Consider the following 26,578-nt stretch of genomic DNA (forward strand, 5'->3'; position numbering starts at 1 on the left):
GGTAGAAAATGAAAAAGAAATTATTTATTCCTCTTATTCTCTTTTTAATGGTGGCGATCACTTTTTTAGTGCAATTGAATCGTAACGCACAGTGGGAAGATATTAAAGCACTGGAATCGGCTTTGGTTGGCAAACCTGTACCGGAGAAAATTTTAGCGGAACTTTTTGAAAACAAATCTTATGGTAAAGAATTGTTCCAACAGGGGACACCGCTGTTGTTAAATGTATGGGCAACCTGGTGCCCGACTTGTTATGCAGAGCATCAATATTTAAATAAACTCTCGCAGCAAGGCATAGCCATTATAGGCTTGAACTACAAGGACGACTCGCAAAAAGCCATCAAATGGTTAAAAGATTTAGGCAATCCGTATCAGGTTGTATTGAAAGATGAAAAGGGATCTTTCGGGTTAGATTTAGGGGTATATGGTGCGCCGGAAACTTTCATTATTGATGGTAACGGTGTGATTCATTATCGTTTGGCGGGGGATGTGAGCGAAAAAGTGTGGATGGAAACCTTGAAACCGCTTTATGACAAACTCTCGGAGAAAAAGTAATGAAAAAATTGGCGATTTTTTTGACCGCACTTTTATTCAGTACATTAGCGTTTTCTGCGATTGATGTATTAAATTTTAGTTCTCAAGAGCAAGAAACGGATTATCATCAACTCACTCAATCTTTACGTTGCCCTCAGTGCCAAAATAATAACATCGCAGATTCTAATGCAACTATTGCGGTAGATATGCGTAATAAAGTATTTGACCTGCTAAAAGAAGGAAAGTCGAAAGATGATGTGGTGGAGTATATGGTGGCGCGTTATGGTCATTTTGTCACCTATGATCCACCTATAACAAAAAGCACCTTGATTTTATGGATTGCGCCTCTACTTTCAGTGCTGTTTGGTCTTTTTTTCCTATTAAAACATCAACCTAAAAGACAAAGTGCGGTGGAATCTGACAATGTTTTAACGGAGCAGGATAATGTCCGTTTGGCTGAATTATTAAAACAAAAGGATAAATAGATGAATTTGATATTGTGTTTTGTCATACTGACATTGGTTGTGGCATTAATTTGTTTTTATCCTTTACTGTGTCAATTTAAAGCAAAAGACGAACAAAATCGCGATGAATTGAATAAAGCTTTGTACTTTTCACGCTTACAAGAAATAGAGCAAGATAATGAGAAAGGTTTAGTCGAAAATTTAGGCTTACTCAAGCAAGAATTGCAGAAAAATTTGTTGGATGATGTGCCTGCTCAAGAAGAAAAAGTGGCGGTAGAGAATCAATCTTACGGAAAAATTTGGTTCGCTTGTGGGGTTTTAGCGAGTGGGATTATTGCCGGCACAAGCTATTTTATGGTAGGTGCTTGGCAAGCGGAGTCAATGTTAATGCAAACCTATGAAAAGTTACCCTATTTTTATGAGCGGTTAAAGGAAGAAAATAGTCACCCACTTTCCGATGAGGAAATACAACAATTTTCTACCGCACTTCGTATTGATTTGCAGAAAACACCAACAGATGCCAAAAAATGGTGGTTACTTGGTCAGATAGGAATGAATTTGGGCAACGCACGTTTAGCTTTTGATAGCTATCAGAAAGCCAATCAGCTTGATCCTGAAAATATACAATATAAGCTTGGTTATGCACGCGTATTGATGTTTTCCGATGATCCAACGGATAAACTCAAAGGGGGAGATTTGTTACGTGACGTGATTCGTCAAGATCATACCAACATTGAAGCACTAAGTTTATTGGCATTCCGATATTTTGAAACGGAAGATTATAAAATGGCTGCCGTCACGTGGGCGATGATGTTACGCTTAATGCCAAAAGATGATGAACGTCTCCCATTAATTGAGAAGAGTATCCGAGCGGCAAGGGATGCTTTAGAAAGCCAAGAGAAAGAAAAATCAAAAAGTATTACACCTGATAAAGATTAGGTATCGTGGTGTTTTATTTTTTGTTAATGGAAACTGTAAACTATTTTATTTTTTGTAAAGTTGATGGATTAACTAAAATGGAGTAAACTTTGGCGGTCGTCTTTATAATTCGCCAATCGGTCTTTATTGATTATTACGGATGATAAAAGGAATTAGTTATGTGTCATCATAAAAAATTAAATATCTACTTATTATATTTTTCCTCTTTATCATTTTTTTCTATACCTCTCTATGCAAAAAATGTGCAATCTTTCGTTAATAGTGAAGAAGGGAGCATTAACGAAGGGATTGTTCGTTATGTGGAAACGGGGGGCGAATTACGTGCTTTAACAGAGGATAAATCGACACAAGATGCCAAGGATTTGGGAAATAGTATTGAGTTTGAAGTTTATAGGGTAGATGAAAACTCCTCATCTCGAAGTGTTTTTGTCTCTGCAGCCGGTATATGTAAAGGCTTTAATGGCGATTATGGTGTTGATTTCACAAACTTTACAAACCACTATATCAGCCGTAATGATGATAGCCAGTACTATGGCGGTATTACAGGGGCATCGATTTATAGAAAACATGATCCAAATAATATGCAGTATGTGCCTATTTATGCAATTAAGAATCATCAATTAGAAAAAGAAATTCGCGAAAGGGAAATGAAGAAAACAAAGGATATCGTGAGAGAGAAAATCTATACAGGCGAACAACTTTTAAATAAAACGATTTGTAAAGCAGGTAAAAAATGAAGAAATTATTCATCGCAGTTCCAGTGTTATTTCTTATGGCTTGTAGTTCACCACAACCACAGCAAGATACTGGGATTTATGATATGAAAACGGTGCAGGAATATCAGGCGCAGGTGGCATCAGGTAGAACCGTTACTGCCGCACAAAAAGCGAAAGTAGCGAATGAGATTGATGATCCGATTAAAATGAATGCGAGTGATCATAGCTCAAAGGTGAAATATCAACGTGCACCGGTGGCTATCGTACCAAGTGTTGGTTTTGGTTACTATCGAGGATATCATTATTGGTAACAAATAAAACACCCATCCGCCGATGGGTGTTTTTTATATGTCAATAAATCTATATTGAGATAGTATTGATTTAGGAAAAAGACGGCATTTAACATTCTCATTTCTCATCAATTTTTATTTCATTTTACTGTACTTTTATTCAATAGATTCCCTAATTTTGCTAAACTACGGCAATATTAAAAGGAATATTTTGTATTTATGGCTAAGGTAATAGATGTTTTTGCTGAGAATGGTGCATTAACACAACAGATTAAAGGTTTTCGTCCACGTTCAGCACAGTTAGAAATGGCAATTGCGGTGGAAAGTGCTTTGGCAAATAAAACATCATTAGTCGTGGATGCAGGAACCGGTACAGGTAAAACCTTTGCTTATCTTGCCCCAGCACTTCTTTCCGGTAAAAAAACAATCATTTCGACAGGATCTAAAAATTTACAGGACCAACTTTTTAAACGGGATCTACCGACAATTAAACGAGCTCTTAATTACACAGGCAAAACCGCACTATTGAAAGGGCGGGCAAATTATTTATGCTTAGAGCGTTTAGAACAACTCATTGCACAAGGAGTATTAGGCGATAAATCAGTGCTGGCGGATTTATTTAAAGTGCGTCAATGGAATGTTTCAACGCAAACCGGAGATTTATCGGAATGTCCCGAACTCGCAGAGGATAGTCCTATCCTATCACAATTAACCAGTACCGCAGAAAGTTGTCTGGGTTCAGATTGTCCAAATTATGCGGATTGTTATGTCGCCTTAGCTCGTAAGAAAGCACTTCAAGCGGATGTGGTTGTCGTGAACCATCATTTATTTTTTGCGGATATGGCGGTGAAAGAGAGTGGTTTTGGTGAGCTTATTCCACAGGCAGAAAATATTATTTTTGATGAAGCTCACCAGCTACCTGATATTGCAAGCCAGTATTTCGGACAATCAGTGACTTCCCGTCAATTTTTTGATCTCTGTAAAGATAGTCATATTGTTTATCGGACTGAATTAAAGGATTTGAAACAGCTCGGCAATGCAGCGGATACCTTACAAAAAACAGTACAAGATTTTCGTCTATTGTTAGGGGAAGGGAACCAACGTGGAAACTGGCGTGAGATATTAAAACAAAGTGCGGTCGAAAAATCCTTTAACATGATTATTGAAAAATTAGCATTCTTGTCTGAGGTCATAAAATTAGCTTTAGGGCGTTCGCAAACGCTGGATCATATTTTTGAACGGGCTGAAAGCCTGAAAAATCATATGCAACGTTTATTTGATACCGATCGCACGGGATATTGTTATTGGTATGAAACCTTCTCCCGCCAGTTTGCTTTACATATCACGCCTCTTACTGTTGCAGATAAATTTGGCGAGCAGTTAAAAGCAAAACAAGCTGCGTGGGTCTTTACTTCCGCAACATTAGAAGTGGGGGGAAACTTTGATTATTTTTGCCATCGACTCGGCATTGAAAATGCCCGCCAACTGATTTTACAAAGCCCTTTTAATTACAGCGAACAAGCGTTACTCTGTGTGCCTCGTTATTTACCTCATACTAATCGCTCGAATACACAGTCGGAACTCGGTAAAATGTTGCTACCTGTTATTGAAGCGAATAAAGGGCGCTGTTTTGTTCTTTGTACCTCTTATGCAATGATGCGTAACCTTGCAGAATATTTTCGTGAAAAGAGCCAATTATCGGTTTTATTACAGGGGGAAACATCGAAAGCGACACTTCTATCAAAATTTATCAGCGAAAAACACAGTGTATTGGTAGCAACATCAAGTTTCTGGGAAGGGGTCGATGTGCGAGGGGAGGCATTATCTCTTGTGATTATAGATAAACTTCCTTTTACATCACCCGATGAACCTTTATTAAAAGCACGTATTGAAGACTGTCGTTTACAAGGTGGAGAACCGTTCAATGATATTCAGATTCCCGAGGCGGTGATTAGTCTAAAACAGGGGGTGGGGCGATTGATTCGAGATGTCAATGATCGTGGCGTAGTAATGATTTGTGATAACCGTTTAGTGATGCGACCTTATGGACAAATTTTTTTGCAAAGTCTGCCACAAGCAAAACGAACACGGGATCTGAATAAAGTCGTCGAATTTTTAAAAACAATTTAATGGAAAGAGAATGAGTCATTTAACTTTACTTGCACTTGATACTTCAACAGAAGCCTGTTCTGTCGCCCTTTATTATAAAGGGGAGAAAACGGAGATAAATGAACTGGCACAGCGCTCTCACACAAAGCGTATTTTACCCATGGTGGATGAGATATTGGCTCAATCGGGGATTCGCTTAACGCAGCTTGATGCTTTAGCATTCGGACGAGGACCGGGGAGTTTTACTGGGGTACGGGTAGGTTGCAGTGTCGCACAAGGGTTAGCCTTAGGGGCAGATTTACCTGTATTACCTATTTCTAATTTAACAGCGATGGCACAGGCTGCGTTTGAGCAATATCAAGTGGAAAATGTGGCCGCAGCGATTGATGCCCGAATGGATGAAGTGTATTTCTGCCGACTCCAACGTCAAAAAGTGCGGACGAATTCTGGCGAGTTTTTTGACTGGCAGACAATTGTTGCAGAACAGGTTTGTTCGCCATTGAGAGCTTTAGAACAAATGGAATCCGGACAAGATTTTTTAGTGGGAACCGGCTGGCGGGCTTATGATGTATTTCAGCAGCAGGGGAAAAATGGTTCTGAAATTGAATTGCCTCGTGCATTGTCAATGCTACCTCTTGCTCTCAATGATTGGCGGCAGGGAAAAGCGGTTTCAGCCTTGGATATTGAACCTGTGTATTTACGTAATACGGTGGCGTGGAAAAAATTACCGGGGAGAGAATAGCGATGCTTAAAAAAATAGGATTATTTTTAACCGCACTTTTAGGATTAACTGCTTGCGTGAGTGCTCCTAAAGGGCTTGAAACGGAAAATTTTACTCGAACGGATTTAATGCAAATTCAAACGCAAGATTATGCCTGTGCCTGTCATCATATCCGCTTGGGAGGTAAAGTGATTCGTGCCACGGCATTAGAAAATCGAACCGAACTTGAGATTTTAAATCTGCCGGTTTCCTCACTGAATGCTAAACCTTTGTTGGAGGCTCATAGCAACGGTCGATTTATTGCCTATATTGAGGGATTTATTGATCCTGAGGTCGTTAAAAATCAATATATTACGTTAGGTGGTATATTAAAGAAACAACAAGTAGGAAAGGTTGATCAAGCGGAGTATGTCTATCCGGTAATTAATGTGAAAAATTATAGATTGTGGAAAGTTGGCGTAGATTATTATTCTGATTATGATGAGAATTGGCGGTTTTATCGTGCTCATTATTGGCGTAATGATGGGTTTTATCTGCCGCAAATTCGCTATTATTTATATTAGATGATAGAATCCCCCCACTTTTCCTTATGGCAAATATAAAGGATAGAAAATGGAAAAAAGTTGGTTTCAAAATTATCCGGAAGGTGTACCTACGGAATTGGATACCTCAAAATATGCCTCGATTTTGGACATGTTTGAAAAGGCAATACGTGAACATCCCGATCGTCCAGCCTATATTAATATGGGGCAGGTGCTGACTTTCAGAAAATTAGAAGAGCGTAGCCGTGCTTTTGCCGCTTATTTGCAAAATGAATTGAAATTAAAACGTGGTGATCGTGTTGCATTGATGATGCCGAATTTGCTGCAATACCCCATTGCGTTATTTGGTGTATTACGTGCAGGGCTTATAGTGGTCAATGTGAATCCGCTTTATACCCCAAGAGAACTGGAACATCAATTACAAGATAGTGGGGCGACAACTATTGTTGTGGTCTCAAATTTTGCTTCAACCCTAGAGAAAATCGTGTTTAACACAAATATTAAACACGTTATTTTAACCCGAATGGGAGACCAACTTTCCTTTGGTAAACGCACACTTGTTAATTTCATTGTGAAATATGTTAAGAAATTGGTGCCAAAATATAAGTTACCTCATGCCGTCACCTTTCGCGAAGTGCTGAGTATTGGAAAATATCGCCAATATGTACGTCCTCAGGTGGAAAGGGAAGATTTAGCATTTTTACAATATACAGGGGGAACGACAGGTGTGGCGAAAGGTGCGATGTTGACTCATGGCAATATTATTACTAATGTTTTTCAAGCAAAATGGATTGCCGATCCGTTTTTGGGTGATCATCATCGCCAAAGAACGGCTATTCTTGCCTTACCGCTTTACCATGTTTTTGCGTTAACCGTAAATTGTTTACTGTTTGTCGAGTTAGGGATTACCGCTATTTTGATCACCAATCCAAGAGATATTGATGGATTTGTGAAAGAGCTGAAAAAATATCCTTTCCATGCCATTACAGGGGTGAATACATTATTTAATGCGCTATTAAATAATGAAAATTTCAAAGAAGTGGATTTTTCATCCTTAAAATTATCTGTTGGTGGTGGAATGGCGGTACAGCAATCAGTGGCGACCCGTTGGCATGAATTAACGGGGTGCAGCATTATTGAAGGCTATGGGATGACAGAATGTTCGCCGCTTATTGCCGCTTGTCCGATTAATGTGGTCAAACACAATGGGACAATTGGGGTGCCGGTACCAAATACCGACATAAAAATTATCAAAGAAGATGGAAGTGAAGCCAATATTGGGGAAGCCGGTGAACTTTGGGTAAAAGGTGAACAGGTTATGAAAGGTTATTGGCAACGTCCGGAAGCCACACTTGAAGTGCTTAAAGATGGCTGGATGGCAACGGGCGATATTGTCATTATGGATGATACCTATAATTTACGCATCGTTGATCGTAAAAAAGATATGATCTTAGTCTCAGGTTTTAATGTGTATCCTAACGAAATTGAAGATGTGGTGATGTTGAATTATAAAGTCTCTGAAGTTGTTGCGATTGGCGTACCGAATGAAGTTTCAGGCGAAACTATTAAAATTTTTGTAGTGAAAAAAGACGAAAGTCTTACGCGTGATGAACTTCGTCAGCATTGCCGACAGCATTTGACCGGTTATAAAGTACCAAAAGAGATCGAATTCCGAGAGGAACTCCCTAAAACCAATGTGGGAAAAATTTTGCGTCGAGTGCTAAGGGATGAAGAATTAGCCAAACGTGCCACACATTAAGCAGCATTAATTATGGGATAGCAATATCCCATTTTTATTTTTTGAAGAGATAATGTCATGATAAAACAATGTGAAAATCAACCGCACTTTTCTTTAATTACAACAAATCAATCATTGGTGGAAATTTGTCAGCTGGCACGTCAAAAAAGTGTGGTCGCTTTAGATACTGAATTTATGCGTGTATCGACTTATTTCCCGAAGCTGGGTCTTATCCAGATTTATGATGGAGAACATATTTCTTTAATCGACCCTTTAGCGATTACTGATTTCTCTCCTTTTATTGCATTACTTGCGGATTCCAATGTATTGAAAATTCTCCATTCTTGTAGTGAAGATCTTCTTGTTTTTTTACAGGAGTTTGAACAACTGCCTCAACCGATGATCGATACCCAAATCATGGCACGTTTCTTAGGATTAGGAAATTCTGTGGGGTTGGCAAAATTAGCATTGAAATATTTGAATACTGAAGTCGATAAAGGGGCAACAAGAACCAATTGGATGAAACGCCCTCTTTCTGATACGCAATTACAATATGCTGCCGGCGATGTATATTATTTATTACCTATTTACCATTGCTTACAACAAGAATTATCCACAACCCCTTGGCAGAATGCGGTACAGTTGGACTGTGACCTTGCTTTAATGAAAACGAAGAAATTACAGGATCGTGATATCGAAAAAGCCTATTTAGAGATTCCCAATGTTTGGAAGCTGAATCCGTTAGAGCTCACAAGATTGAAAATTTTAGCGAAGTGGCGACAGGAGGTTGCGATGATGCGTGATTTAGCGCTTTCTTATGTGGTGAAATCCGAAAGTTTATGGAAGGTTGCAAAATATAATCCACGAAATACCTCTGAAATGCTTGAAATAGGGCTTTCCAATAACGAGGTGCGGGTACGTGGAAAGAAAATGTTACAACTTTTAGCACAAGCACGTCGTGTTTCTCCTTATGATTATCCAAAACGGATCGTACGTATTGCTGATGATCCACGGTATAAGAAAGCGATTCGTCTTCTACAAGAAAAAGCCTACGAATTAACACCACAAGGCTTAACATTAGAAATATTAGCAAGTAAGCGAAGTTTAGAGGATTTAATCAAGTGGGCTTGGTTATATCATGAATCGCAAGATAAATTACCGGATTTATTGGTAGGGTGGCGTAGAGAAATCGGGTTACAGCTTTTAGCGTTGTTGAAATCTATTGAGGCTTAAAATCGGTATTATATCGCAGTTTCACAAAGCAGACATTTCAACAAAATGCAGATACCTAGGGTACAACAAGTTTATTTTTCCAATATCCTAAAATTAAAGACGATCATTATCCGATCCAATATTAAATAACGTAATTGATAGGGACTCACTGAGTGCGTCCGTTTAATGATTCATAGAATTGCTTGTTTTTTATAGTGGACACTCGCAGTATGCCTGACAATCGAGTTCCAAAATTAGTATCGTGCAACTGCTGCATGATACCGAAATATGATAAAAAATTGACCGCATTTAATTAAAGTGCGGTCATTTTTTTGAGAGATTCTGTTAGATTTTTATCTAAAACGTTGTTCTATCTCAGATAGAATTTCTATCGGATCAAGCTCTAATCCTCGACAATACTCAATAAATTCAAATACATCTAAACGACGATCGCCCGTTTCAACTTTACCGATGAAAGAATATAGCACGCCCATTTTTTCACCTAGCGCCCGTTGCGAAAGCCCTAAATTTAACCGTTGTTTGAGTAATTTTTCTCGTAACCAACTATGTTCGGCGGAATGTATTGATAATCTTAAATTTCTCATAGCACCTATTTTAGGTGCAAATTTCATTGAACCTATTTCAGGTTCATAGTATAATCTTTACGAACCTATTTTAGGTTCATTTGGAATTTATTTTGTGAGGTAAAAAATGTATCAAATTAAAAAATGGGCGATTGCAATGATGGTTTGTGGTTTTTCTACAATGGCGTTGGCAGATTGGGAACCTACAAACTTGGTAGATGAACAAGATGCAGGGGGGTATATAAGAAATGTATATATGAAACACCAGGAGGATTTCGATTTTCAATGATTAGCAAAGGAATTTGTAATCCAGTTGAAGTTAATCCGGAAACCGGAAAAGCTAGAAGAATATAGGAAAATGCTATGAATATTTCAGAAATTGACTTCCCCAGCCTAGAAACAAAAGAGGTATTTATCAAAAATGCCTCTTGTTGCTATTGTCAATCAAAGAATATTGACTGGAAATCGGGAGAATATCCAAATATTTCTTTATATTGTCCTGATTGTGAACAGGAAATGGATTTTTATGAAGCCATTGTTCATTTGTTACCGGGGGAGGACAATTTTTATGTTGAATGTCCGGAATGTGAAGATAATAATGTGATTGAAGGTGTTTGCTTTTCCTGTGGTTTTGAATTGGAAGAAGGACGAGATTATAAGCGTGAAAAATATGTGCGTTGGTTATTGGAAAAAAACGATTAGTATAAGGTTTTAAGTGGTGTTTTTGAGGCTGGTAAGATAAGGGATGCAATTGCATCCCTTATTTTTATGATTTTATTGTGTGGCTTGAATTGCGGTTAATGCGATGGTGTACACAATATCATCGACTAATGCACCACGAGAGAGGTCATTAACCGGTTTACGCATACCTTGCAGCATTGGGCCGATAGACACTAAATCAGCAGAGCGTTGTACCGCTTTATAAGTCGTATTACCGGTGTTTAAATCAGGGAATACGAATACGGTTGCTTTACCCGCAACAGGTGAATTTGGTGCTTTGGAACGAGCCACATCTTCCATCACTGCCGCATCGTATTGTAACGGGCCATCGATTAAGAGATCAGGGCGCTTTTCCTTAGCAATTCTTGTCGCTTCTTTTACTTTTTCCACATCGGCACCACTACCAGATGTGCCGGTAGAGTAGGAGATCATTGCCACTTTCGGGTCAATCCCAAAGGCTTTCGCCGAGTCAGCCGATTGAATGGCAATTTCCGCTAATTGTTCTGCATTCGGATCCGGGTTTACGGCACAGTCACCATAGACTAATACTTGATCCGGCAATAGCATAAAGAAGATAGATGAAACGATTGAGCTACCCGGTGCAGTTTTAATGATTTGCATTGGTGGACGAATGGTATTTGCAGTGGTGTGAACCGCACCTGATACTAAACCGTCCACTTCGTTTGCTTCTAGCATCATTGTACCGAGTACCACGGTATCTTCTAATTGCTCACGTGCAGCAGCTTCAGTCATACCTTTTGCTTTGCGAAGTTCAACTAAGCGATCCACGTAATTTTCACGGACATCAGCCGGGTTGATGATGGTGATACCTTTACCTAATTCCACACCTTGTGCTTCTGCAACACGTTGAACAGAGGCTGGATCTGCCAATAATACACATTCTGCAATACCACGCTCTGCACAAAGTGCAGCGGCTTTAATGGTACGGGGTTCATCACCTTCTGGGAGGACGATACGTTTTTTCGCTGCTCGAGCCAATTCGGTTAATTGGAAACGGAATGCCGGTGGAGATAAACGGCGTAAACGTGTTGAACCTGCGACCAAACCGTTGATAAATTCTGCATCGAATTGTTCGCTCATGTAACTTTTAATATTTTCAATGCGTTCTTTATCATCAACAGGTACTTCAAGATTGAAACTTTGTAGATTCAACGCTGTTTGCCATGTATTACCTTCAATGCGGAAGATAGGTAATTTTGTTGTTTCAAAAACATGTTGGCAAAGTTTGTTAATTTGAGCATCAATTTTGTAGCCACCGGTTAATAGCATACCGCCAATTTCTACGCCATTTGATGCCGCGAGTGCTGAGGCAACAATCACATCAGGGCGATCTGCAGATACAACTAATAAACTACCTGCACGGAAATGCTCAACCATATTAGGTAAACTTCTTGCACAGAATGTAATACCACGAATACGGCGGTTGATATCGCCTTCATTAATAATTGCTGCCCCCAAGTGTTTGACTAAATCAATGGCACGGGTTGCAATCAAATCGGCAGACCAAGGTACGCAGGCTAATAGTTTAATTGTGCTATTAGTAAATAGTTTTGTTAATTCTGCTTCACTATTATGGCTATGTTGGAAAGAATCAAAAATTTCCGTTAAATCAGGACGGGTACGACCAGATTCGTCAATTGGCGCATTAAATTTATTCACAACAACACCTAATAAATTAGGGTTGTTTTTTCCCCCGAACAATGAGGCAGCAGCTTCGACACGTTCTTTTAATTCTACCGGTGTTTCTGTCGCTGGCGCCGCAACCAAAATAATTTCTGCATCCAGTGCTTGGGCAATTTCATAGTTAATGCTATTGGCATACGTATGTTTACGGGTTGGAATTAAACCTTCAACTACAACAATTTCGTTATTTTTTGAAAGTTGTTGATGATTTTCAACGATTTTTTCCAATAATACATCAGATTGATTTTGACCGATTAGTGATTCCGCGACGCTGAGCATAAAAGGTTCGGCTGTTTCCAATGTTGTACTGGTACGAACGATGGAAGTTGTGCGATCTAACTGATCTTCACCAGAGTTTGGCTGAGAAATAGGTTTCATAAAACCTACTTTCGCCCCTTTTTGTTCAAGGGATTGGATTAATCCTAGGCTTACGCTGGTTAAGCCAACGCCGGCACTAATAGGGATAAGGATAATTGTACGGGACATAACAAACCTTAATTGATTGAGTAGTAAAGAAAAACTGCCGAAAAATTCGGCAGTTTGTAGTTAAATTAGAAACAAAGTCTTGCAGTATCTTGTGCAATGACTAACTCTTCATTAGTCGGGATGACAATTGCAATTGGTGAACCGTCTTTAGTGATAATGCCTTCATTACCAAAGCGTGCGGCTAGGTTACGTTCTTCATCAATTTGGTAACCGAACAGTTTTAAGTGATTTAATGTGATTTCACGTACATGTGCAGAGTTTTCACCAATACCGCCGGTAAATACGATAGCGTCTAAGCGTTCACCGATAACTGCCATGTAAGAGCCGATATATTTTGCCAAACGGTAGCAAAATACATCTAATGCTCGTTTTGCCGGTGCTTCTTTTTCATAGTTATCTTCAGCATAGCGACAGTCGCTTGTGACTTCTGTTAAGCCTAAAAGACCTGATTTTTTGGTTAAAGTCGTTTCGATTTCGTCAACAGACATACCTAGGGTTTTGTGCATATAGAACATGATGGCTGGATCGATATCACCTGAGCGGGTCCCCATAACTAAGCCTTCTAATGGCGTTAAGCCCATTGAAGTATCAATACACTCACCATGACGAATGGCAGAAACAGAACCACCGTTGCCTAAATGACAAGTGATAACATTGACTTTATCTTCCGAAATACCCAAGCGTTTTGCAGCTTCACGGCTGACATAATAATGGCTTGTACCGTGAGCACCGTAGCGACGAACGCCATGCTCTTTATACAAAGAGTATGGTAATGCATATAAGTAAGCTTCTTCAGGCATAGTTTGATGGAAAGCCGTATCAAAAACCGCCACATTTTTATCTTTTAGTGCAGGGAATAATTTGAATGCTTCACGAATACCGATTAAATGAGCAGGGTTATGCAATGGGGCAAATTGAATCGCATTTTCAATTTCATGGACAACTTCGTCAGTGATTAACGCTGATTTTGTAAATTTCTCACCACCGTGGACGATACGGTGACCAATAGCAGAAATGCTATTTTGTAATTCAGGCGCTTTGGTGAAAATATTTTCAACGATGAAGTTTAATGCTTCTGCGTGAGCCGCACCTGCACCTAAGTCTGCTTGTCCTTTTTCACCGTGAAATTTCCATTTTATGCGAGCTTCCGGTAAATAGAAGGCTTCAGCTAAACCTGATAATTTTTCATCGCCTGAAATAGGATCAAGGATTGAGAATTTTAATGATGAGCTACCACAGTTAAGGATAAGAACAAGTTTTGACATAAGAAACCTATATATAGATTGATAGTTGATAGAAATTTGTTCATTCACTGAAAATGTTATGAACAAACCATAAGCCTGCATAGAATACACCTTTTATTGAATAAAATAAATTCATTGAGAAAGAAAAATAGGTTTTCAATTAGAGAAAGGTGAAATCTACCTCTATTTGATGAGATAGAAATTGCCGATAAACTAGAGTATGATCGGTGCGGTTATTTTTTAGGGCGTTTTTTATGTCGTTTTTTTCTATTTTGAAACAAGGTCAGGTTTATCTCAATACATGGCCGAAAGAGGCAAAGTTAGGAATCATTTTTCCTGAAAATCGAATCATAAAAGCAACCGGCTTTGCGCAAAAGACGATGCCTTTGATAGCCGTGTTTGCCATTGCTTGGCAACAGCTTTATGCTACACAAGATATGATGGCATTTTCTACCGCAATTTTGACCGCACTTTTTGCCTTGCTTATCCCACTACAAGGGCTATATTGGTTGGGTAAACGTGCTAAATCTCCTCTAAATGCTCAAAGTGCGGTATGGTTTTACGACATTTGTGAACGCCTAAAAAAAATCAATGAACCTTTACCTTGGGTAGAAGGTCAACCGACATATCAACATTTGGCTGAGGTATTAAAGAAAGCGGAGCAACGATTAGAACGAACATTTTGGCAAGATATTTAGCCGAAATTAATCTTACGCAAACGTTTTCTTTTTTGCTTTATTTTTTGTAGAATACGCAGGCTGCTTTATGCAGCTCTTTTTTATTGAGAGATTTTTTAATGATCGATTACATTATCATTGGTATTATCGCTTTTTCTATTCTTGTCAGTTTACTCCGTGGTTTTGTGCGTGAAGTATTATCACTTGCCAGCTGGGTCGTTGCATTTATCGTGGCAAGTCAGTTTTATCCTTACCTTGCAACCTATTTAACGCAAATTGAATCCATGTACGTGCGTAATGGCACGGCAATTGGTATTTTGTTTGTTCTGACATTAATTGTTGGTGGTATCGTCAATTTTGTGATTGCACAGTTAGTGGATAAAACCGGATTAAGTGGTACTGATCGCGTATTGGGTGCAGCATTCGGTTTATTACGTGGTGCATTAATTGTCGCAGCGATCTTATTCTTCTTGGATACCTTCACGAATTTTGAACAAACCGATTGGTGGAAAGAATCAACGTTGATTCCGCACTTTGGGTTTATTATTGAATGGTTTTTCCAACAGCTTCAAGCAAGCTCCAGTTTCTTAAATTCAACATTTAATCAATAAGGGTTATAAAATGTGTGGTATCGTCGGTATTGTGAGTCAAAGTCCGGTTAATGAATCTATTTATGCAGCACTGACATTGTTGCAACATCGTGGACAAGATGCCGCGGGAATTGTGACGGTGGACGATGAAAATCGATTCCGTTTGCGTAAAGCAAATGGATTAGTCAGCGATGTTTTTAGACATGAGCATATGTTGCGGTTACAAGGTAATGCGGGTATGGGGCATGTACGTTATCCCACGGCAGGGAGCTCAAGTGTCTCAGAAGCACAACCTTTCTATGTGAATTCACCCTATGGGGTCACATTGGTTCATAATGGTAACTTGACGAATTCGGCAGAATTAAAAGAAAAAGTGTTTAAAACCGCACGCCGTCATGTGAATACCAATTCTGATTCTGAGCTACTTCTTAATATCTTTGCTAATCACCTTGACAATATTCCGCAAGATCATCTTGATCCTCAGGATATTTTTTATGCAGTGAGCAAAACCCATAAAGATGTACGTGGCGCTTATGCTTGTCTTGCGATGATTATCGGTCATGGTATGGTGGCATTTCGTGACCCTTTTGGTATCCGTCCTTTAGTGCTAGGGCAGCGTGAAGAAAATGGTAAAACGGAATATATGTTTGCCTCTGAAACTGTCGCACTTGATGTTGCCGGCTATGATTTTGTTCGTGACATAGAACCGGGGGAAGCCGTTTATGTGACCTTTGATGGCTCACTTTATTCCAGACAATGTGCTGAAAGTGCGGTCTTAAATCCCTGTATTTTTGAATATGTGTATTTTGCCCGTCCTGATTCAATCATGGATGGGGTTTCTGTCTATGCTGCACGTGTGCATATGGGGGAACGTTTAGGACAAAAAATTGCACAAGAATGGCAAGATGAATTAGATAATATTGATGTGGTTATTCCTGTGCCGGAAACCTCAACAGATATTGCGTTACAAATTTCTAATGTGCTTAATAAACCATATCGTCAAGGCTTTGTGAAAAACCGCTATGTAGGTCGTACCTTTATTATGCCGGGGCAAGCACAACGTATTAATTCTGTTCGCCGTAAATTGAACACGATTAAAGCGGAATTTAAAGATAAAAATGTGCTATTGGTAGATGATTCTATCGTTCGTGGCACTACCTCGGAACAGATTGTCGAAATGGCACGAGCAGCAGGGGCAAAGAAAATTTATTTTGCTTCAGCCGCACCGGAAATTCGTTACCCGAACGTGTATGGTATTGATATGCCAACAAAAAATGAGCTTATTGCGAATGGTCGTAGTGTCGATGAAATTGCGAAGTTGATTGGTGTCGATAAATTGATTTTCCAAGATCTTAATGCTTTAACTGAATCCGTTCAGCAAGAAAATCCTGCAATTAAAGGATTTGATTGCTCAGTCTTCACCGGTGAATATATCACAGGGGATATTACGTCCGAATACTTGAATAGTATCGCGTCACAACGTAATGATACCGCGAAGAAAAAGCGTGAAAAAGATGCAACGAATTTAGAAATTCATAATGAGAGATAAAAAAGTGCGGTGAAAATTCACCGCATTTTTTATCATTCAACTTTCACAATCCAGCCTTCCGGTGCTTCAATATCACCAAATTGAATACCGGTGAGTTCATCGTAAAGTTTACGGGTAATCGGCCCGACTTCGGTTTCCGAATAGAAAACGTGGAATTTGTCTTTGTGCTGAATGCCGCCAACAGGTGAAATAACGGCTGCAGTCCCACAGGCTCCGGCTTCGGCAAATTGGTCAAGCTGATCAATATAGACATCTCCTTCTATCGCCTCCATACCCAAACGTTCTTTGGCAATATAAAGTAGGGAATATTTAGTGATACTCGGTAGAATAGATTCTGACGTTGGGGTAATAAATTTATTATCTTTGGTGATACCGAAGAAGTTTGCTGCCCCCACTTCTTCTATTTTAGTATGAGTTTTCGGATCAAGATAAATGGCATCGGCAAATTTTCGTTCTTGTGAACCTTGCTCAACAGCTAATTCATGTGGAAGTAAGCTTGCTGCGTAGTTACCGCCCACTTTCACACCGCCGGTTCCCATCGGGGCTGCACGGTCGTATTCGGTTGTGATGAAATTAGACGGTGTTAATCCACCTTTAAAATAAGCACCTACCGGACAGCAAAAGACGGAGAAAATAAATTCAGGTGCTGCTTTTACACCAATATTTTCTCCCACGCCAATGAGGAATGGACGTAAATATAAAGTTGCTCCTGAACCATAAGGACCAACCCATTCTTCATTCGCTTTGACCACTTCTTTACAGGCACGAACAAATAATTCCGTAGGAACTTGTGGCATTAAGAGACGATCCGCTGTGTGCTGCATGCGTTTTGCATTTTCTTCTGGGCGAAATAAATTAATTGAACCATCTTTACAGCGATAGGCTTTTAAGCCTTCGAAACATTGTTGACCATAGTGAAGTGCGGTCGAACCTTCGTGAATATGGAGGGTATTGTCTGTCGTGAGTTTGCCTTCATCCCATTGACCATTTTTCCAATGAGCAATAAAACGGTAGTCGGTTTTAATATAATTAAAACCCAGGTTATTCCAATCTAAGTCTTTCATTTTGCTTCCTTTTATTTATTGTTAATGAAATACCGTTTAATCTACATCATTATTCTGAGCATTTAAACCTTAACGCAGAAATTTTTTTGATTTTTAATATTTTGGGGAAGGATAAACGTCATAAAGTCAAAGAAGAAAAAAGAGAAGTATGTTAGAATGCCACGCAAAAAAAACGCCACTCTAATGAGCAGCGTTTAACCAAAAAGGTTTAAGTAATACAGGAAGTAAATGAGTAACCTATTTTGTTACTCAAGTTCGGTTTCCCGAACTCTATGCAAACACAACATCATACTTAAGTCCGAAACTCATTAACTAGTAAGGAATTACCAATCATTAAGTATGTGCGCATTGTAGGAAGTGGAGATAAGAAGAACAAATGATGTTTTTTTATTTGAAGGATTAGAAAAACTAATCCGAACTGAATCCTGCTCATTATAGACGAAAAAATTATCTTTGGAAATCATTATGTATAAACGTTTGCCTCCCTTGAATTCACTGAAATCCTTTGAATCTGCCGCACGACATTTAAGTTTTACAAAAGCGGCGGACGAGCTTTTTGTGACACAGGCAGCGGTGAGTCATCAGATTAAACTGTTAGAAGATTTTTTAGGCATTGAATTATTCAAACGTAAAAATCGCGCTTTAGAATTAACTGAATTTGGTAAAGCGTATTTTGTCGATATTAATAAAATTCTGAGAAAACTTAATGAGGCTACAGAAAAATTATTAATATTAAAAAATGATCCTCACTTAAGTATTGGTGTTCCACAAACTTTTGGTATTCAATGGCTCGTTCCTCATCTCAGCGAATTTAATCGGCTTCATCCTGAAATTGAAGTTCGTTTAAAAGGGGTCGATCAGGATGAAGGATTATTAAATAAAGAAATCGATCTTGCGATTTACTACGGTAGGGGAAACTGGCAGAATTTGCAGGTTGATCGCTTAGGTAAAGAAAATTTACTGATTCTCGCTTCACCGGAATTATTGGTGAAAAATCCAATTCATAGTAAGGAAGATTTAAAACACCACACCTTAATTCACACTCATACACGCGATAATTGGCGTGCGATGGCGGATTATCTGATGCTTGATGAATTAAATATCCAACAGGGTCCTTTATTTAGCCATACATTTATGGCATTGCAAGCGGCGATTCATGGGCAGGGTATCGTGCTGGCAAATCGCTTACTGGCACTGCAAGAAATTGAGCAGGGCGCATTAAAAGTTGTCTTTCCAACAAATTTGCCTGATCCAAAATCCTTTTATGTGGTGAATCACCTTGATCGCCTTGATGATGAACAAATCCAAGCCTTTCGACATTGGATTATTAATGCAATAAAAAATGAAGAATATGAATAAACTCGCTTTATATTGTCGTCCCGGTTTTGAGAAAGAGGTAGCGGCAGAAATGACGGATCGTGCAACAAACCTAGGTATATTTGGTTTTGCCCGAGTACAAGAAAATTCAGGTTATGTGATTTTTGAATGTTATCAACCTAATGAGGCCGATCGCTTAGCCCGAGAAATTCCTTTTCATCAGCTAATTTTTGCCCGACAAATGTTGGTCGTATCAAATTTATTAGAAAATCTAGATCCTGCTGATCGCATTAGCCCGATTATCTCTGAATTTGAGACATTGTCAGAACAAGTCAATTTGAAACAATCAAACATGATTTTAGTTGAAATGGCGGATACAAATGAATCCAAAGAACTTTCAGCCTTTTGTCGAAAATTTACCGTACCACTACGTCAAGCATTGAAAAAGAAAGGTTGGTTAATGGCTAATGAATCTCAAAAGTGCGGTCTGTTTTTACATTGTTTTTTTGTGAAGCCGAATTGTTGCTATATAGGTTATTCCTATACCAATAACCATTCTGAACATTTTATGGGGATACCTCGTTTAAAGTTTCCATCTGATGCCCCGAGCCGTTCTACGTTGAAACTTGAGGAAGCGATTTTAACGTTTATACCTAGAAAGGAAGAAGAAAAACGATTCAATGAAAATATGATAGGGGTTGATCTTGGGGCTTGTCCGGGGGGATGGACATATCAATTAGTCAAACGAGGTCTATTTGTGTATGCAGTGGATCACGGAAAAATGGCAGAAAGCCTACATGAAACCGGTCGAATCGAACATTGTGCGGAAGATGGTTTTAAATTTCAGCCACCAAAACGCAAAAAAGTGGATTGGCTAGTGTGCGATATGGTGGAACAGCCAAGCCGGATTACTAATTTAATTGGCAAATGGTTGGTAGAGGGCTGGTGTCGTGAAACGATTTTTAATTTAAAGTTACCCATGAAAAAACGTTATCAAGAAGTGATGCAATGCTTAGAAAACCTTACAAGTATGTTGAATAAGCAAAAGTTGACCTTTGAGATTCAGGCAAAGCACCTCTACCATGATAGAGAAGAAATTACCGTTCACATTGTCATTAAATAAGAAAAGCATTTTCCTTATGAGGGAAAATGCTTTTTACTGATGAGTAATGAAAAAAGCACCGATAAAATCGGTGCTTTAGAATCTGGTTGCGGGGGCCGGATTTGAACCGACGGCCTTCGGGTTATGAGCCCGACGAGCTACCAAGCTGCTCCACCCCGCGTCTGTTGGTGCGTACTATACGCTACTCAAAAAATTTTGCAACCTTTCAACAAAAGTTTATTGTGTGTTTGTTGTTTAAATAAACAAAGCGACGATAAATTAGACATCATTAGGAAATAGTGCTAGTGGTTTTAGGCAATTTTTGATAGCGTATGCAGCTTCATAAAAATTCATTTTTGTTTAGGAATAAGGTATGAAATTTTGTAAAAGTCTCGGTATCAAAGCGTTCTCTATTTTAGCGGTTGCATCAATTTTGGTGGCATGTGGTGGTTCGTCAAATAAAAGTAGCTCATCAGTTCTTACACCAACAGGCGATGATCCTCAAAAATTTGGTGCAAAATACAGCGGTCGCAGCTATCAACAAAGCATTTTATCGCCGGTATTACAGGTAGAGAATCAAAGTGCGGTCGTAAATCAGGGGGATTTTTTAACGCAACTTTCTAATGTAAAAGCCTATTCCGGGCGATTATCTGATCGTTTTTATGGCAACTATCAAAAAATTACGAGCTGGGTGCTTGCCGGCGCAGATGTGAGTGAATTGTCCCAATACGGAATTTCTCCACAAATAATGAAAGGCTTTGATGGTTACCAAAACGTCTTAATGACCGGCTATTATTCCCCCGTAATTCATGCGCGCCGCTCCCCGCAAGGGAAATTTCAACACCCAATTTATGCGTTGCCTGCAAACAAACGTTTTTCTCGTGCTCAAATTTATGCCGGCGCCTTAGAAGGAAAGGGATTAGAATTGGCTTATAGTGATTCGATGCTTGATAACTTTTTACTCGGTGTACAGGGTAGTGGTTACGTAGATTTTGGTAATGGTAACTTAACTTACTTTGCTTATGCCGGACAGAATGGCTTTAAATATCAAGCCGTTGGTCGTTTGTTGGTGGAAGATGGCGAGATCCCAAAAGAGAAAATGTCAATTCAAGCTATTCGTGACTGGGGAAAAGCAAATCCGTCACGTGTACAGGCTTTACTTGAGCGTAATCCGTCCTATGTATTCTTCAAAAATGATCCGAGTGGCAAAGTAAAAGGTTCCGCAGGTGTACCACTTGTGCCAATGGCCGCGGTGGCTTCCGATCGCAATGTGATCCCATCGGGTTCTGTTTTATTGGTAGAAGTGCCTGATATTGATAATGATGGTAATTGGAAAGGTTCGCATAAATTACATTTAATGGTGGCATTAGATGTTGGTGGAGCGGTAAACGGACATCATTTTGATTTATATCGTGGCATTGGTGATCAGGCGGGGCATATTGCCGGACTTTCAAAACATTATGGACGTGTTTGGGTATTACAATAATGGCACGCATAGATAACTACGAACAGCGTTTTGGCGGTATCGGGCGACTTTATACTCCGGAGGGATTAGAGCGTCTTCGCCAAGCACAGGTATGTGTTATCGGGATTGGAGGGGTGGGATCATGGGTAGTGGAGGCGTTAGCCCGTTCCGGAATTGGGCAGCTCACCCTGATCGATATGGACGATATTTGTGTGACTAATATCAACCGCCAACTTCCGGCATTAAGCGGCAATATCGGCAAACTTAAAACGGAAGTGATGGCGGAACGGATAAAACTGATTAATCCCGAATGTATCGTCAATATTATTGATGACTTTATCACGCCCGATAATCAGACAGATTATCTCAATCGAGGTTATGATTATGTGATTGATGCCATTGATAATGTTAAAACCAAGGCGGCGATGATTGCCTATTGCAAACGTAATAAAATTAAAATTATCACCGTGGGGGGCGCAGGCGGGCAAACGGATCCTACACAAATTCAAATTGCCGATTTAAGCAAGACTATTCAAGATCCCTTGTTGGCAAAAGTGCGGTCGGTTTTACGCAAGGATTTTAATTTTACTCAAAATCCACAACGCAAGTTTGGCATAGACGCCGTATTTTCTACTCAACCGTTGATTTTTCCTAAAATGGGTGAAGGTTGTACCGTCTCCGCTACAATGAATTGTGCTAACGGGTTTGGGGCAGCGACTATGATCACCGCAACATTCGGCTTTTTTGCCGTTTCGAGGGTGATTGATAAATTGTTGAGAAAGTAGAATATAAAATACTTCATTAATATTGAAGGCAACGTAGGTTGCCTTTCTTTATTACACAAAACCATTGCAATTTATTTTAAAGCGTGTAGGCTTTTACGTCTATTTGAGAATCATTATTAAAAATTAGGGAGATAAAATGAAAACGATACTAAAAATGAGAGCCATTTCAACCGTACTTTTAAGCCTTCCAATGATGGCGAATGCGGATGTCTTAGCATCAGTAAAACCCCTTGGTTTTATTGCTTCAGCCATTGCGAATGGTGTAATTGATACCCAAGTTCTTGTGCCGACAGGTGCCTCTCCTCATGACTACAGTTTGAAGTTATCCGATATTCAAAAAGTGAAATCGGCGGATTTGGTATTGTGGGTAGGTGAGGACATTGATTCATTTTTAGAAAGACCGGTGAATCAAATTGATCGCCAAAAAGTGATTACCATTGCCGATCTTGCTGAGATTAAACCCTTATTAATCCAAGCCCATCACGAACATTCCCATGAAGAGGGCGAGCACGATCACAAACATGACCATAAACACGAACACAAAAATGGACATGAACATAATCACGATCATGAAAATCACGAAGGATTAAGCACGAACTGGCACATTTGGTATTCACCGGCAATGAGCCAAATTGTGGCACAAAAAGTGGCGGATAAACTGACCATACAATTTCCAGATAAAAAAGCATTGATTGAGAAAAACCTTGCGGATTTCAACCGCACTTTGGCGGAGCAAAGCGACAAAATCAAAGCCCAACTCGCCCCTTTTAAAGAAAAAGGTTTCTTTGTTTTCCACGATGCTTACGGCTATTTCAATGATGCCTATGGTTTAAAACAAACAGGCTATTTCACCATTAATCCATTGGTTGCACCCGGAGCGAAAACCCTTGCGCATATCAAAGAAGAGATCGCTGAACATCGTGTAAACTGTTTGTTTGCGGAGCCTCAATTCACACCAAAAGTCATTGAATCTTTGGCAAAAGGCACTGCGGTGAAGGTAGGGCGTTTAGATCCCATTGGTGATGGGGTAGCGTTAGGGGCAAATTCCTACGCCAATTTCCTTCAGGCAACGGCAGACAGCTATGCGCAGTGTTTGAGTAAGTAATGATGTTTGATAAATGGTGGGGAAACCCGCCATTTTTTGTTTCTGAAATCCGTGCGCCCCTAATTTGAATGGAAACTTATGCTATAATCGCCAAAATTTTTTTCTTGAGATCCCAAATGAAACAACTATTCGCCACAACTTCTCGTGGCTTTGAAGAACTGCTAAAAGTTGAGCTGACAGAACTCGGTGCTTTGAATCCCAAAGTGGTACAAGGTGGTGTGCATTTCCAAGCCGATGAGGAAACTCTTTATCGCACCTTGCTTTGGTCGCGCCTTGCCTCACGCATTTTACTGCCATTAATCGAAACCAAAATTTACAGTGATTTAGATCTCTATGCTGCTGTTTCCGCCTTTAATTGGCTTGCACACTTTGATGAACGCATGACCTTTTTTGTGGATTTCAATGGTACCAACCAAGAGATTCGCCATACTCAATTTGGTGCAATGCGGGTGAAAGACGGCATTGTGGATTACTTTGAACGCCAAGGCAAAGCCCGTCCGAATGTGGATAAAATGCAACCGGATGTGCGTATTCATGCTTATTTGAATCGTGAAGAATTGGTGATTTCTCTCGATCTGAGTGGTGAAGCGTTGCATTTACGTGGCTATCGTGAAGATACAGGGCAAGCGCCTTTACGTGAAACCTTGGCTGCAGCGATTGTGCTACGTTCCGGTTGGAAAGCGGGTATGCCATTGGTCGATCCTATGTGTGGTTCAGGCACATTGCTTATTGAAGCCGCACAAATGGAAGCCGGTATCGCCCCTCAATTATATCGCTTACATTGGGGCTTTGATTTTTGGAAAGGGCATAATCAAATGGTGTGGGAGAAAGTAAAAAGCGAAGCCATCGCTTCAGCAGAGGAAAAACAAGGTAAAATTCAACCGCACTTTTATGGTTTTGATCTTGATCACCGAGTGTTAAAAAAAGCACAACGCAATGCGCAAAATGCCGGTGTCGCTCACTTGATAACATGGCAGCAAGGCGATGTGGCGGCGCTCACTAACCCAAGCCCAAATGAAGTGGGCATGGTGATTTGTAATCCGCCTTATGGTGAACGTTTAGGTACGACACCGGCGTTGATTGCCCTTTATTCCGTATTTGGACAACGTTTGAAAAAAGAATTCGGTGGTTGGAATGCCTCAATTTTTAGTAGCGAATCCACCTTATTGGATTGCTTGAGAATGCGGGCAAACCGTCAATTCAAGGCGAAAAATGGACCGCTTGATTGTGTTCAAAAAAATTATCAGATTTCCCCTCGAACCCACGAAGAAAGTGCGGTGGAAAATTCCCTTGAATTTGACCGCACTTCAGAGGTGGCAGTAGATTTTGCCAATCGTTTACAAAAGAATATCAAAAAGATTGAAAAATGGGCAAAACAGCAGGGCTTGGATGCCTACCGTCTCTATGATGCCGATCTACCGGAATATAATTTAGCGGTGGATCGTTATGCCGATCATATTGTGGTGCAAGAATATGCTGCACCGAAGAATATTGATGAAAATAAAGCACGCCAACGTTTATTGGATGCGGTGACAGCAACCTTAAAGGTGACCGGCGTAGAAACCAACAAGCTGATTTTAAAAGTCCGACAAAAGCAAAAAGGCACAAATCAATATGAAAAATTAGCTAATAAAGGCGAGTATTTTTATGTGAACGAATACGGCGCACAACTTTGGGTAAATTTAACGGATTATTTGGATACCGGTTTATTTTTGGATCATCGCCTCACCCGAAAAATGGTGGGGGAGTTGGCGAAAGGTAAAGATTTCTTGAATTTGTTTGCCTATACGGGCTCTGCCACTGTCCACGCCGCATTGGGCGGGGCAAAATCCACTACAACGGTAGATATGTCGAATACCTACCTCAACTGGGCGGAGCAAAACCTGATTCTCAACGATCTTGATGGTAAGTCACATCAACTCATTCAAGCGGATTGTTTGCAATGGTTGGAAAAATGTGATCGTCAATTTGATTTAATTTTTGTGGATCCGCCCACTTTTTCCAATTCAAAACGAATGGAAGCAAGCTGGGATGTTCAGCGTGATCACATCAAATTAATGGGAAATTTAAAACGTATTTTACGCCAAAGTGGCACCATCGTTTTTTCCAACAATAAACGGGGATTCAAAATGGATTTTGCCGGGCTGGAGGCATTGGGGTTAAGTGCAGTGGAAATTTCCCACAAAACCTTACCACTGGATTTTGAACGCAATAAACAAATTCATAATTGTTGGTTGGTTACTGAGAAAAACTACGCTAGCTAATTCTAAATTCACGGAGATTACAATGTCATGCTCAAACTGTTGTCATTCAACACCTGTTCACATCTCTTCAGAATACCGTAAAGCTCTATGGATTGCCTTTGGGCTAAATTTCGCAATGTTTTTTGTGGAAATTCTCGTAGGTATAACATCAAGATCAACGTCATTATTATCTGATAGCTTAGATTTTTTTGGAGATAGTGCCAATTATTTAATCAGTCTATATGTTCTACCGATGGCGTTGATTCATCGTGCCAAAGCCTCTCTAGTAAAAGGGGTAACAATGGGGGGATTCGGTATGTTCATTCTTTTTACTACTATATACCGTTGGTTCTATGGCGAAATTCCTCACTATAGTCAAATGAGTATTGTTGGCTCCCTTGCATTATTGACTAACCTTGTTGCGATGTGGGTTCTCTACCGTTTCCGAGAAGGAGATAGTAATATGCGTGGTGTTTGGCTTTGTACAAGAAATGATGCAATGGGGAATCTGGTGGTTATTTTGGCAGGTGTAGTGGTTTATTTTACACAATCCAAATACCCTGATTTAGTTGTTGCTTTTATCCTCTCATTTCTTGCGATTCAAGCGTCTAAAGCGATTATCTTACAAGCTTTGGGGGAATTAAAATAGCAATCGAGGGTTGTGAAATATTGTTTCATG

Annotated in this window: 26 protein-coding genes and 1 tRNA gene; 22 read left to right on the top strand and 5 right to left on the bottom strand. The window is 39.7% G+C overall.

Annotated features, from left to right (window positions below):
* Positions 1-8 precede the first annotated feature (8 nt).
* The 10 genes from BKK54_RS05860 to rnd all read left to right on the top strand — a co-directional run bounded on the left by BKK54_RS05860 (position 9) and on the right by rnd (position 9,285).
* Positions 9-554 carry a DsbE family thiol:disulfide interchange protein gene (locus BKK54_RS05860; RefSeq protein ID WP_077542191.1) on the top strand — a complete coding sequence of 182 codons (546 nt, stop codon included), beginning with the start codon at positions 9-11 and terminating at the stop codon, positions 552-554.
* Positions 554-1,018, top strand: a complete 465-nt coding sequence (locus BKK54_RS05865) for a cytochrome c-type biogenesis protein (protein ID WP_077542192.1) — start codon at positions 554-556, stop codon at positions 1,016-1,018. The genes BKK54_RS05860 and BKK54_RS05865 overlap by 1 nt, the downstream gene beginning before the upstream one ends.
* Positions 1,019-1,936 (top strand): c-type cytochrome biogenesis protein CcmI, encoded by a 918-nt coding sequence (gene ccmI / locus BKK54_RS05870; protein ID WP_077542193.1) that lies wholly within the window; start codon positions 1,019-1,021, stop codon positions 1,934-1,936.
* Positions 1,937-2,094: 158 nt separating this feature from the next.
* Positions 2,095-2,673 carry a hypothetical protein gene (locus BKK54_RS05875; RefSeq protein WP_077542194.1) on the top strand — a complete coding sequence of 193 codons (579 nt, stop codon included), beginning with the start codon at positions 2,095-2,097 and terminating at the stop codon, positions 2,671-2,673.
* The gene (locus tag BKK54_RS05880; protein WP_077542195.1) at positions 2,670-2,963 is read left to right on the top strand and encodes a hypothetical protein; all 294 of its coding nucleotides are present in this window, start codon (positions 2,670-2,672) and stop codon (positions 2,961-2,963) included. Before BKK54_RS05875 ends, BKK54_RS05880 begins: the two co-directional genes overlap by 4 nt.
* A 198-nt stretch (positions 2,964-3,161) precedes the next feature.
* Positions 3,162-5,072 (top strand): ATP-dependent DNA helicase, encoded by a 1,911-nt coding sequence (locus tag BKK54_RS05885; protein WP_077542196.1) that lies wholly within the window; start codon positions 3,162-3,164, stop codon positions 5,070-5,072.
* Positions 5,073-5,082: 10 nt separating this feature from the next.
* Positions 5,083-5,793, top strand: coding sequence for a tRNA (adenosine(37)-N6)-threonylcarbamoyltransferase complex dimerization subunit type 1 TsaB (tsaB, locus tag BKK54_RS05890; protein WP_077542197.1), 711 nt, complete (start codon positions 5,083-5,085; stop codon positions 5,791-5,793).
* Positions 5,794-5,795: 2 nt separating this feature from the next.
* Positions 5,796-6,335: a Slp family lipoprotein gene (locus tag BKK54_RS05895; RefSeq protein WP_077542198.1), complete on the top strand. Its 540-nt coding sequence runs from the start codon at positions 5,796-5,798 to the stop codon at positions 6,333-6,335.
* A gap of 49 nt (positions 6,336-6,384) precedes the next feature.
* Positions 6,385-8,073 carry a long-chain-fatty-acid--CoA ligase FadD gene (gene fadD / locus BKK54_RS05900; protein WP_077542199.1) on the top strand — a complete coding sequence of 563 codons (1,689 nt, stop codon included), beginning with the start codon at positions 6,385-6,387 and terminating at the stop codon, positions 8,071-8,073.
* Between the two features lie 57 nt (positions 8,074-8,130).
* On the top strand, positions 8,131-9,285 hold the full coding sequence (gene rnd, locus BKK54_RS05905) for a ribonuclease D (RefSeq protein WP_077542200.1): 1,155 nt from the start codon (positions 8,131-8,133) through the stop codon (positions 9,283-9,285).
* 332 nt (positions 9,286-9,617) lie between these two features.
* Here the strand turns inward: rnd and BKK54_RS05910 are convergent, their stop codons facing one another.
* Positions 9,618-9,869 (bottom strand): helix-turn-helix domain-containing protein, encoded by a 252-nt coding sequence (locus BKK54_RS05910; RefSeq protein WP_077542285.1) that lies wholly within the window; start codon positions 9,867-9,869, stop codon positions 9,618-9,620.
* 106 nt (positions 9,870-9,975) lie between these two features.
* Here BKK54_RS05910 and BKK54_RS11755 point away from each other — a divergent pair, with 106 nt between their 5' ends.
* Both BKK54_RS11755 and BKK54_RS05915 read left to right on the top strand, forming a co-directional pair.
* A complete protein-coding gene (locus BKK54_RS11755) occupies positions 9,976-10,137 on the top strand; it encodes a hypothetical protein (protein ID WP_158074621.1) in 162 nt (53 codons plus the stop codon).
* A gap of 74 nt (positions 10,138-10,211) precedes the next feature.
* Positions 10,212-10,550, top strand: a complete 339-nt coding sequence (locus BKK54_RS05915; protein ID WP_077542201.1) for a hypothetical protein — start codon at positions 10,212-10,214, stop codon at positions 10,548-10,550.
* A 72-nt stretch (positions 10,551-10,622) separates the two neighbouring features.
* Here the strand turns inward: BKK54_RS05915 and pta are convergent, their stop codons facing one another.
* Entirely contained in the window at positions 10,623-12,758 is a 2,136-nt protein-coding gene (gene pta, locus BKK54_RS05920) for a phosphate acetyltransferase (RefSeq protein ID WP_077542202.1), read from the bottom strand.
* A gap of 65 nt (positions 12,759-12,823) precedes the next feature.
* Complete coding sequence (locus BKK54_RS05925; protein WP_077542286.1) at positions 12,824-14,023, bottom strand: acetate kinase; 1,200 nt, start codon at positions 14,021-14,023, stop codon at positions 12,824-12,826.
* A 233-nt stretch (positions 14,024-14,256) separates the two neighbouring features.
* Here BKK54_RS05925 and yfbV point away from each other — a divergent pair, with 233 nt between their 5' ends.
* From yfbV to purF, 3 genes are all read left to right on the top strand, one after another.
* Positions 14,257-14,700 (top strand): terminus macrodomain insulation protein YfbV, encoded by a 444-nt coding sequence (yfbV, locus tag BKK54_RS05930; protein WP_077542203.1) that lies wholly within the window; start codon positions 14,257-14,259, stop codon positions 14,698-14,700.
* 98 nt (positions 14,701-14,798) lie between these two features.
* A complete protein-coding gene (locus BKK54_RS05935; RefSeq protein ID WP_018356704.1) occupies positions 14,799-15,290 on the top strand; it encodes a CvpA family protein in 492 nt (163 codons plus the stop codon).
* 10 nt (positions 15,291-15,300) lie between these two features.
* Positions 15,301-16,818, top strand: a complete 1,518-nt coding sequence (gene purF / locus BKK54_RS05940) for an amidophosphoribosyltransferase (protein ID WP_077542204.1) — start codon at positions 15,301-15,303, stop codon at positions 16,816-16,818.
* 32 nt (positions 16,819-16,850) lie between these two features.
* Here purF and BKK54_RS05945 read toward each other — a convergent pair whose 3' ends face one another.
* Entirely contained in the window at positions 16,851-17,882 is a 1,032-nt protein-coding gene (locus BKK54_RS05945) for a branched-chain amino acid aminotransferase (RefSeq protein WP_077542205.1), read from the bottom strand.
* Positions 17,883-18,347: 465 nt separating this feature from the next.
* On the opposite strand from BKK54_RS05945, the gene BKK54_RS05950 reads away from it, so the two are divergent.
* Both BKK54_RS05950 and rlmM read left to right on the top strand, forming a co-directional pair.
* Positions 18,348-19,241, top strand: coding sequence for a transcriptional regulator GcvA (locus BKK54_RS05950; protein WP_077542206.1), 894 nt, complete (start codon positions 18,348-18,350; stop codon positions 19,239-19,241).
* Complete coding sequence (gene rlmM / locus BKK54_RS05955) at positions 19,234-20,322, top strand: 23S rRNA (cytidine(2498)-2'-O)-methyltransferase RlmM (RefSeq protein WP_077542207.1); 1,089 nt, start codon at positions 19,234-19,236, stop codon at positions 20,320-20,322. Before BKK54_RS05950 ends, rlmM begins: the two co-directional genes overlap by 8 nt.
* A gap of 83 nt (positions 20,323-20,405) precedes the next feature.
* On the opposite strand, the gene BKK54_RS05960 is transcribed toward rlmM, so the two are convergent.
* Positions 20,406-20,482, bottom strand: a tRNA-Met gene (locus BKK54_RS05960).
* Positions 20,483-20,674: 192 nt separating this feature from the next.
* On the opposite strand from BKK54_RS05960, the gene mltA reads away from it, so the two are divergent.
* The 5 genes from mltA to BKK54_RS05985 all read left to right on the top strand — a co-directional run bounded on the left by mltA (position 20,675) and on the right by BKK54_RS05985 (position 26,548).
* The gene (gene mltA, locus BKK54_RS05965) at positions 20,675-21,787 is read left to right on the top strand and encodes a murein transglycosylase A (RefSeq protein WP_077542208.1); all 1,113 of its coding nucleotides are present in this window, start codon (positions 20,675-20,677) and stop codon (positions 21,785-21,787) included.
* Positions 21,787-22,551: a tRNA cyclic N6-threonylcarbamoyladenosine(37) synthase TcdA gene (tcdA, locus tag BKK54_RS05970; protein WP_077542209.1), complete on the top strand. Its 765-nt coding sequence runs from the start codon at positions 21,787-21,789 to the stop codon at positions 22,549-22,551. The genes mltA and tcdA overlap by 1 nt, the downstream gene beginning before the upstream one ends.
* Before the next feature lie 136 nt (positions 22,552-22,687).
* The gene (znuA, locus tag BKK54_RS05975) at positions 22,688-23,656 is read left to right on the top strand and encodes a zinc ABC transporter substrate-binding protein ZnuA (RefSeq protein WP_077542210.1); all 969 of its coding nucleotides are present in this window, start codon (positions 22,688-22,690) and stop codon (positions 23,654-23,656) included.
* A 116-nt stretch (positions 23,657-23,772) separates the two neighbouring features.
* Positions 23,773-25,920 carry a bifunctional 23S rRNA (guanine(2069)-N(7))-methyltransferase RlmK/23S rRNA (guanine(2445)-N(2))-methyltransferase RlmL gene (gene rlmKL / locus BKK54_RS05980; RefSeq protein ID WP_077542211.1) on the top strand — a complete coding sequence of 716 codons (2,148 nt, stop codon included), beginning with the start codon at positions 23,773-23,775 and terminating at the stop codon, positions 25,918-25,920.
* A gap of 22 nt (positions 25,921-25,942) precedes the next feature.
* Positions 25,943-26,548: a cation diffusion facilitator family transporter gene (locus BKK54_RS05985; RefSeq protein WP_077542212.1), complete on the top strand. Its 606-nt coding sequence runs from the start codon at positions 25,943-25,945 to the stop codon at positions 26,546-26,548.
* Positions 26,549-26,578 lie beyond the last annotated feature (30 nt).

The organism is Rodentibacter genomosp. 1 (genome assembly GCF_001999285.1).
Classification (GTDB): domain Bacteria; phylum Pseudomonadota; class Gammaproteobacteria; order Enterobacterales; family Pasteurellaceae; genus Rodentibacter.

Excerpts from the sequence above, each read along its gene's own strand:
- BKK54_RS05860 (WP_077542191.1), top strand. The coding sequence starts at position 9 with ATGAAAAAGAAATTATTTATTCCTCTTATTCTCTTTTTAATGGTGGCG.
- BKK54_RS05865 (WP_077542192.1), top strand. The coding sequence starts at position 554 with ATGAAAAAATTGGCGATTTTTTTGACCGCACTTTTATTCAGTACATTA.
- ccmI (WP_077542193.1), top strand. The coding sequence starts at position 1,019 with ATGAATTTGATATTGTGTTTTGTCATACTGACATTGGTTGTGGCATTA.
- BKK54_RS05875 (WP_077542194.1), top strand. The coding sequence starts at position 2,095 with ATGTGTCATCATAAAAAATTAAATATCTACTTATTATATTTTTCCTCT.
- BKK54_RS05880 (WP_077542195.1), top strand. The coding sequence starts at position 2,670 with ATGAAGAAATTATTCATCGCAGTTCCAGTGTTATTTCTTATGGCTTGT.
- BKK54_RS05885 (WP_077542196.1), top strand. The coding sequence starts at position 3,162 with ATGGCTAAGGTAATAGATGTTTTTGCTGAGAATGGTGCATTAACACAA.
- tsaB (WP_077542197.1), top strand. The coding sequence starts at position 5,083 with ATGAGTCATTTAACTTTACTTGCACTTGATACTTCAACAGAAGCCTGT.
- BKK54_RS05895 (WP_077542198.1), top strand. The coding sequence starts at position 5,796 with ATGCTTAAAAAAATAGGATTATTTTTAACCGCACTTTTAGGATTAACT.
- fadD (WP_077542199.1), top strand. The coding sequence starts at position 6,385 with ATGGAAAAAAGTTGGTTTCAAAATTATCCGGAAGGTGTACCTACGGAA.
- rnd (WP_077542200.1), top strand. The coding sequence starts at position 8,131 with ATGATAAAACAATGTGAAAATCAACCGCACTTTTCTTTAATTACAACA.
- BKK54_RS05910 (WP_077542285.1), bottom strand. The coding sequence starts at position 9,869 with ATGAGAAATTTAAGATTATCAATACATTCCGCCGAACATAGTTGGTTA.
- BKK54_RS11755 (WP_158074621.1), top strand. The coding sequence starts at position 9,976 with ATGTATCAAATTAAAAAATGGGCGATTGCAATGATGGTTTGTGGTTTT.
- BKK54_RS05915 (WP_077542201.1), top strand. The coding sequence starts at position 10,212 with ATGAATATTTCAGAAATTGACTTCCCCAGCCTAGAAACAAAAGAGGTA.
- pta (WP_077542202.1), bottom strand. The coding sequence starts at position 12,758 with ATGTCCCGTACAATTATCCTTATCCCTATTAGTGCCGGCGTTGGCTTA.
- BKK54_RS05925 (WP_077542286.1), bottom strand. The coding sequence starts at position 14,023 with ATGTCAAAACTTGTTCTTATCCTTAACTGTGGTAGCTCATCATTAAAA.
- yfbV (WP_077542203.1), top strand. The coding sequence starts at position 14,257 with ATGTCGTTTTTTTCTATTTTGAAACAAGGTCAGGTTTATCTCAATACA.
- BKK54_RS05935 (WP_018356704.1), top strand. The coding sequence starts at position 14,799 with ATGATCGATTACATTATCATTGGTATTATCGCTTTTTCTATTCTTGTC.
- purF (WP_077542204.1), top strand. The coding sequence starts at position 15,301 with ATGTGTGGTATCGTCGGTATTGTGAGTCAAAGTCCGGTTAATGAATCT.
- BKK54_RS05945 (WP_077542205.1), bottom strand. The coding sequence starts at position 17,882 with ATGAAAGACTTAGATTGGAATAACCTGGGTTTTAATTATATTAAAACC.
- BKK54_RS05950 (WP_077542206.1), top strand. The coding sequence starts at position 18,348 with ATGTATAAACGTTTGCCTCCCTTGAATTCACTGAAATCCTTTGAATCT.
- rlmM (WP_077542207.1), top strand. The coding sequence starts at position 19,234 with ATGAATAAACTCGCTTTATATTGTCGTCCCGGTTTTGAGAAAGAGGTA.
- mltA (WP_077542208.1), top strand. The coding sequence starts at position 20,675 with ATGAAATTTTGTAAAAGTCTCGGTATCAAAGCGTTCTCTATTTTAGCG.
- tcdA (WP_077542209.1), top strand. The coding sequence starts at position 21,787 with ATGGCACGCATAGATAACTACGAACAGCGTTTTGGCGGTATCGGGCGA.
- znuA (WP_077542210.1), top strand. The coding sequence starts at position 22,688 with ATGAAAACGATACTAAAAATGAGAGCCATTTCAACCGTACTTTTAAGC.
- rlmKL (WP_077542211.1), top strand. The coding sequence starts at position 23,773 with ATGAAACAACTATTCGCCACAACTTCTCGTGGCTTTGAAGAACTGCTA.
- BKK54_RS05985 (WP_077542212.1), top strand. The coding sequence starts at position 25,943 with ATGTCATGCTCAAACTGTTGTCATTCAACACCTGTTCACATCTCTTCA.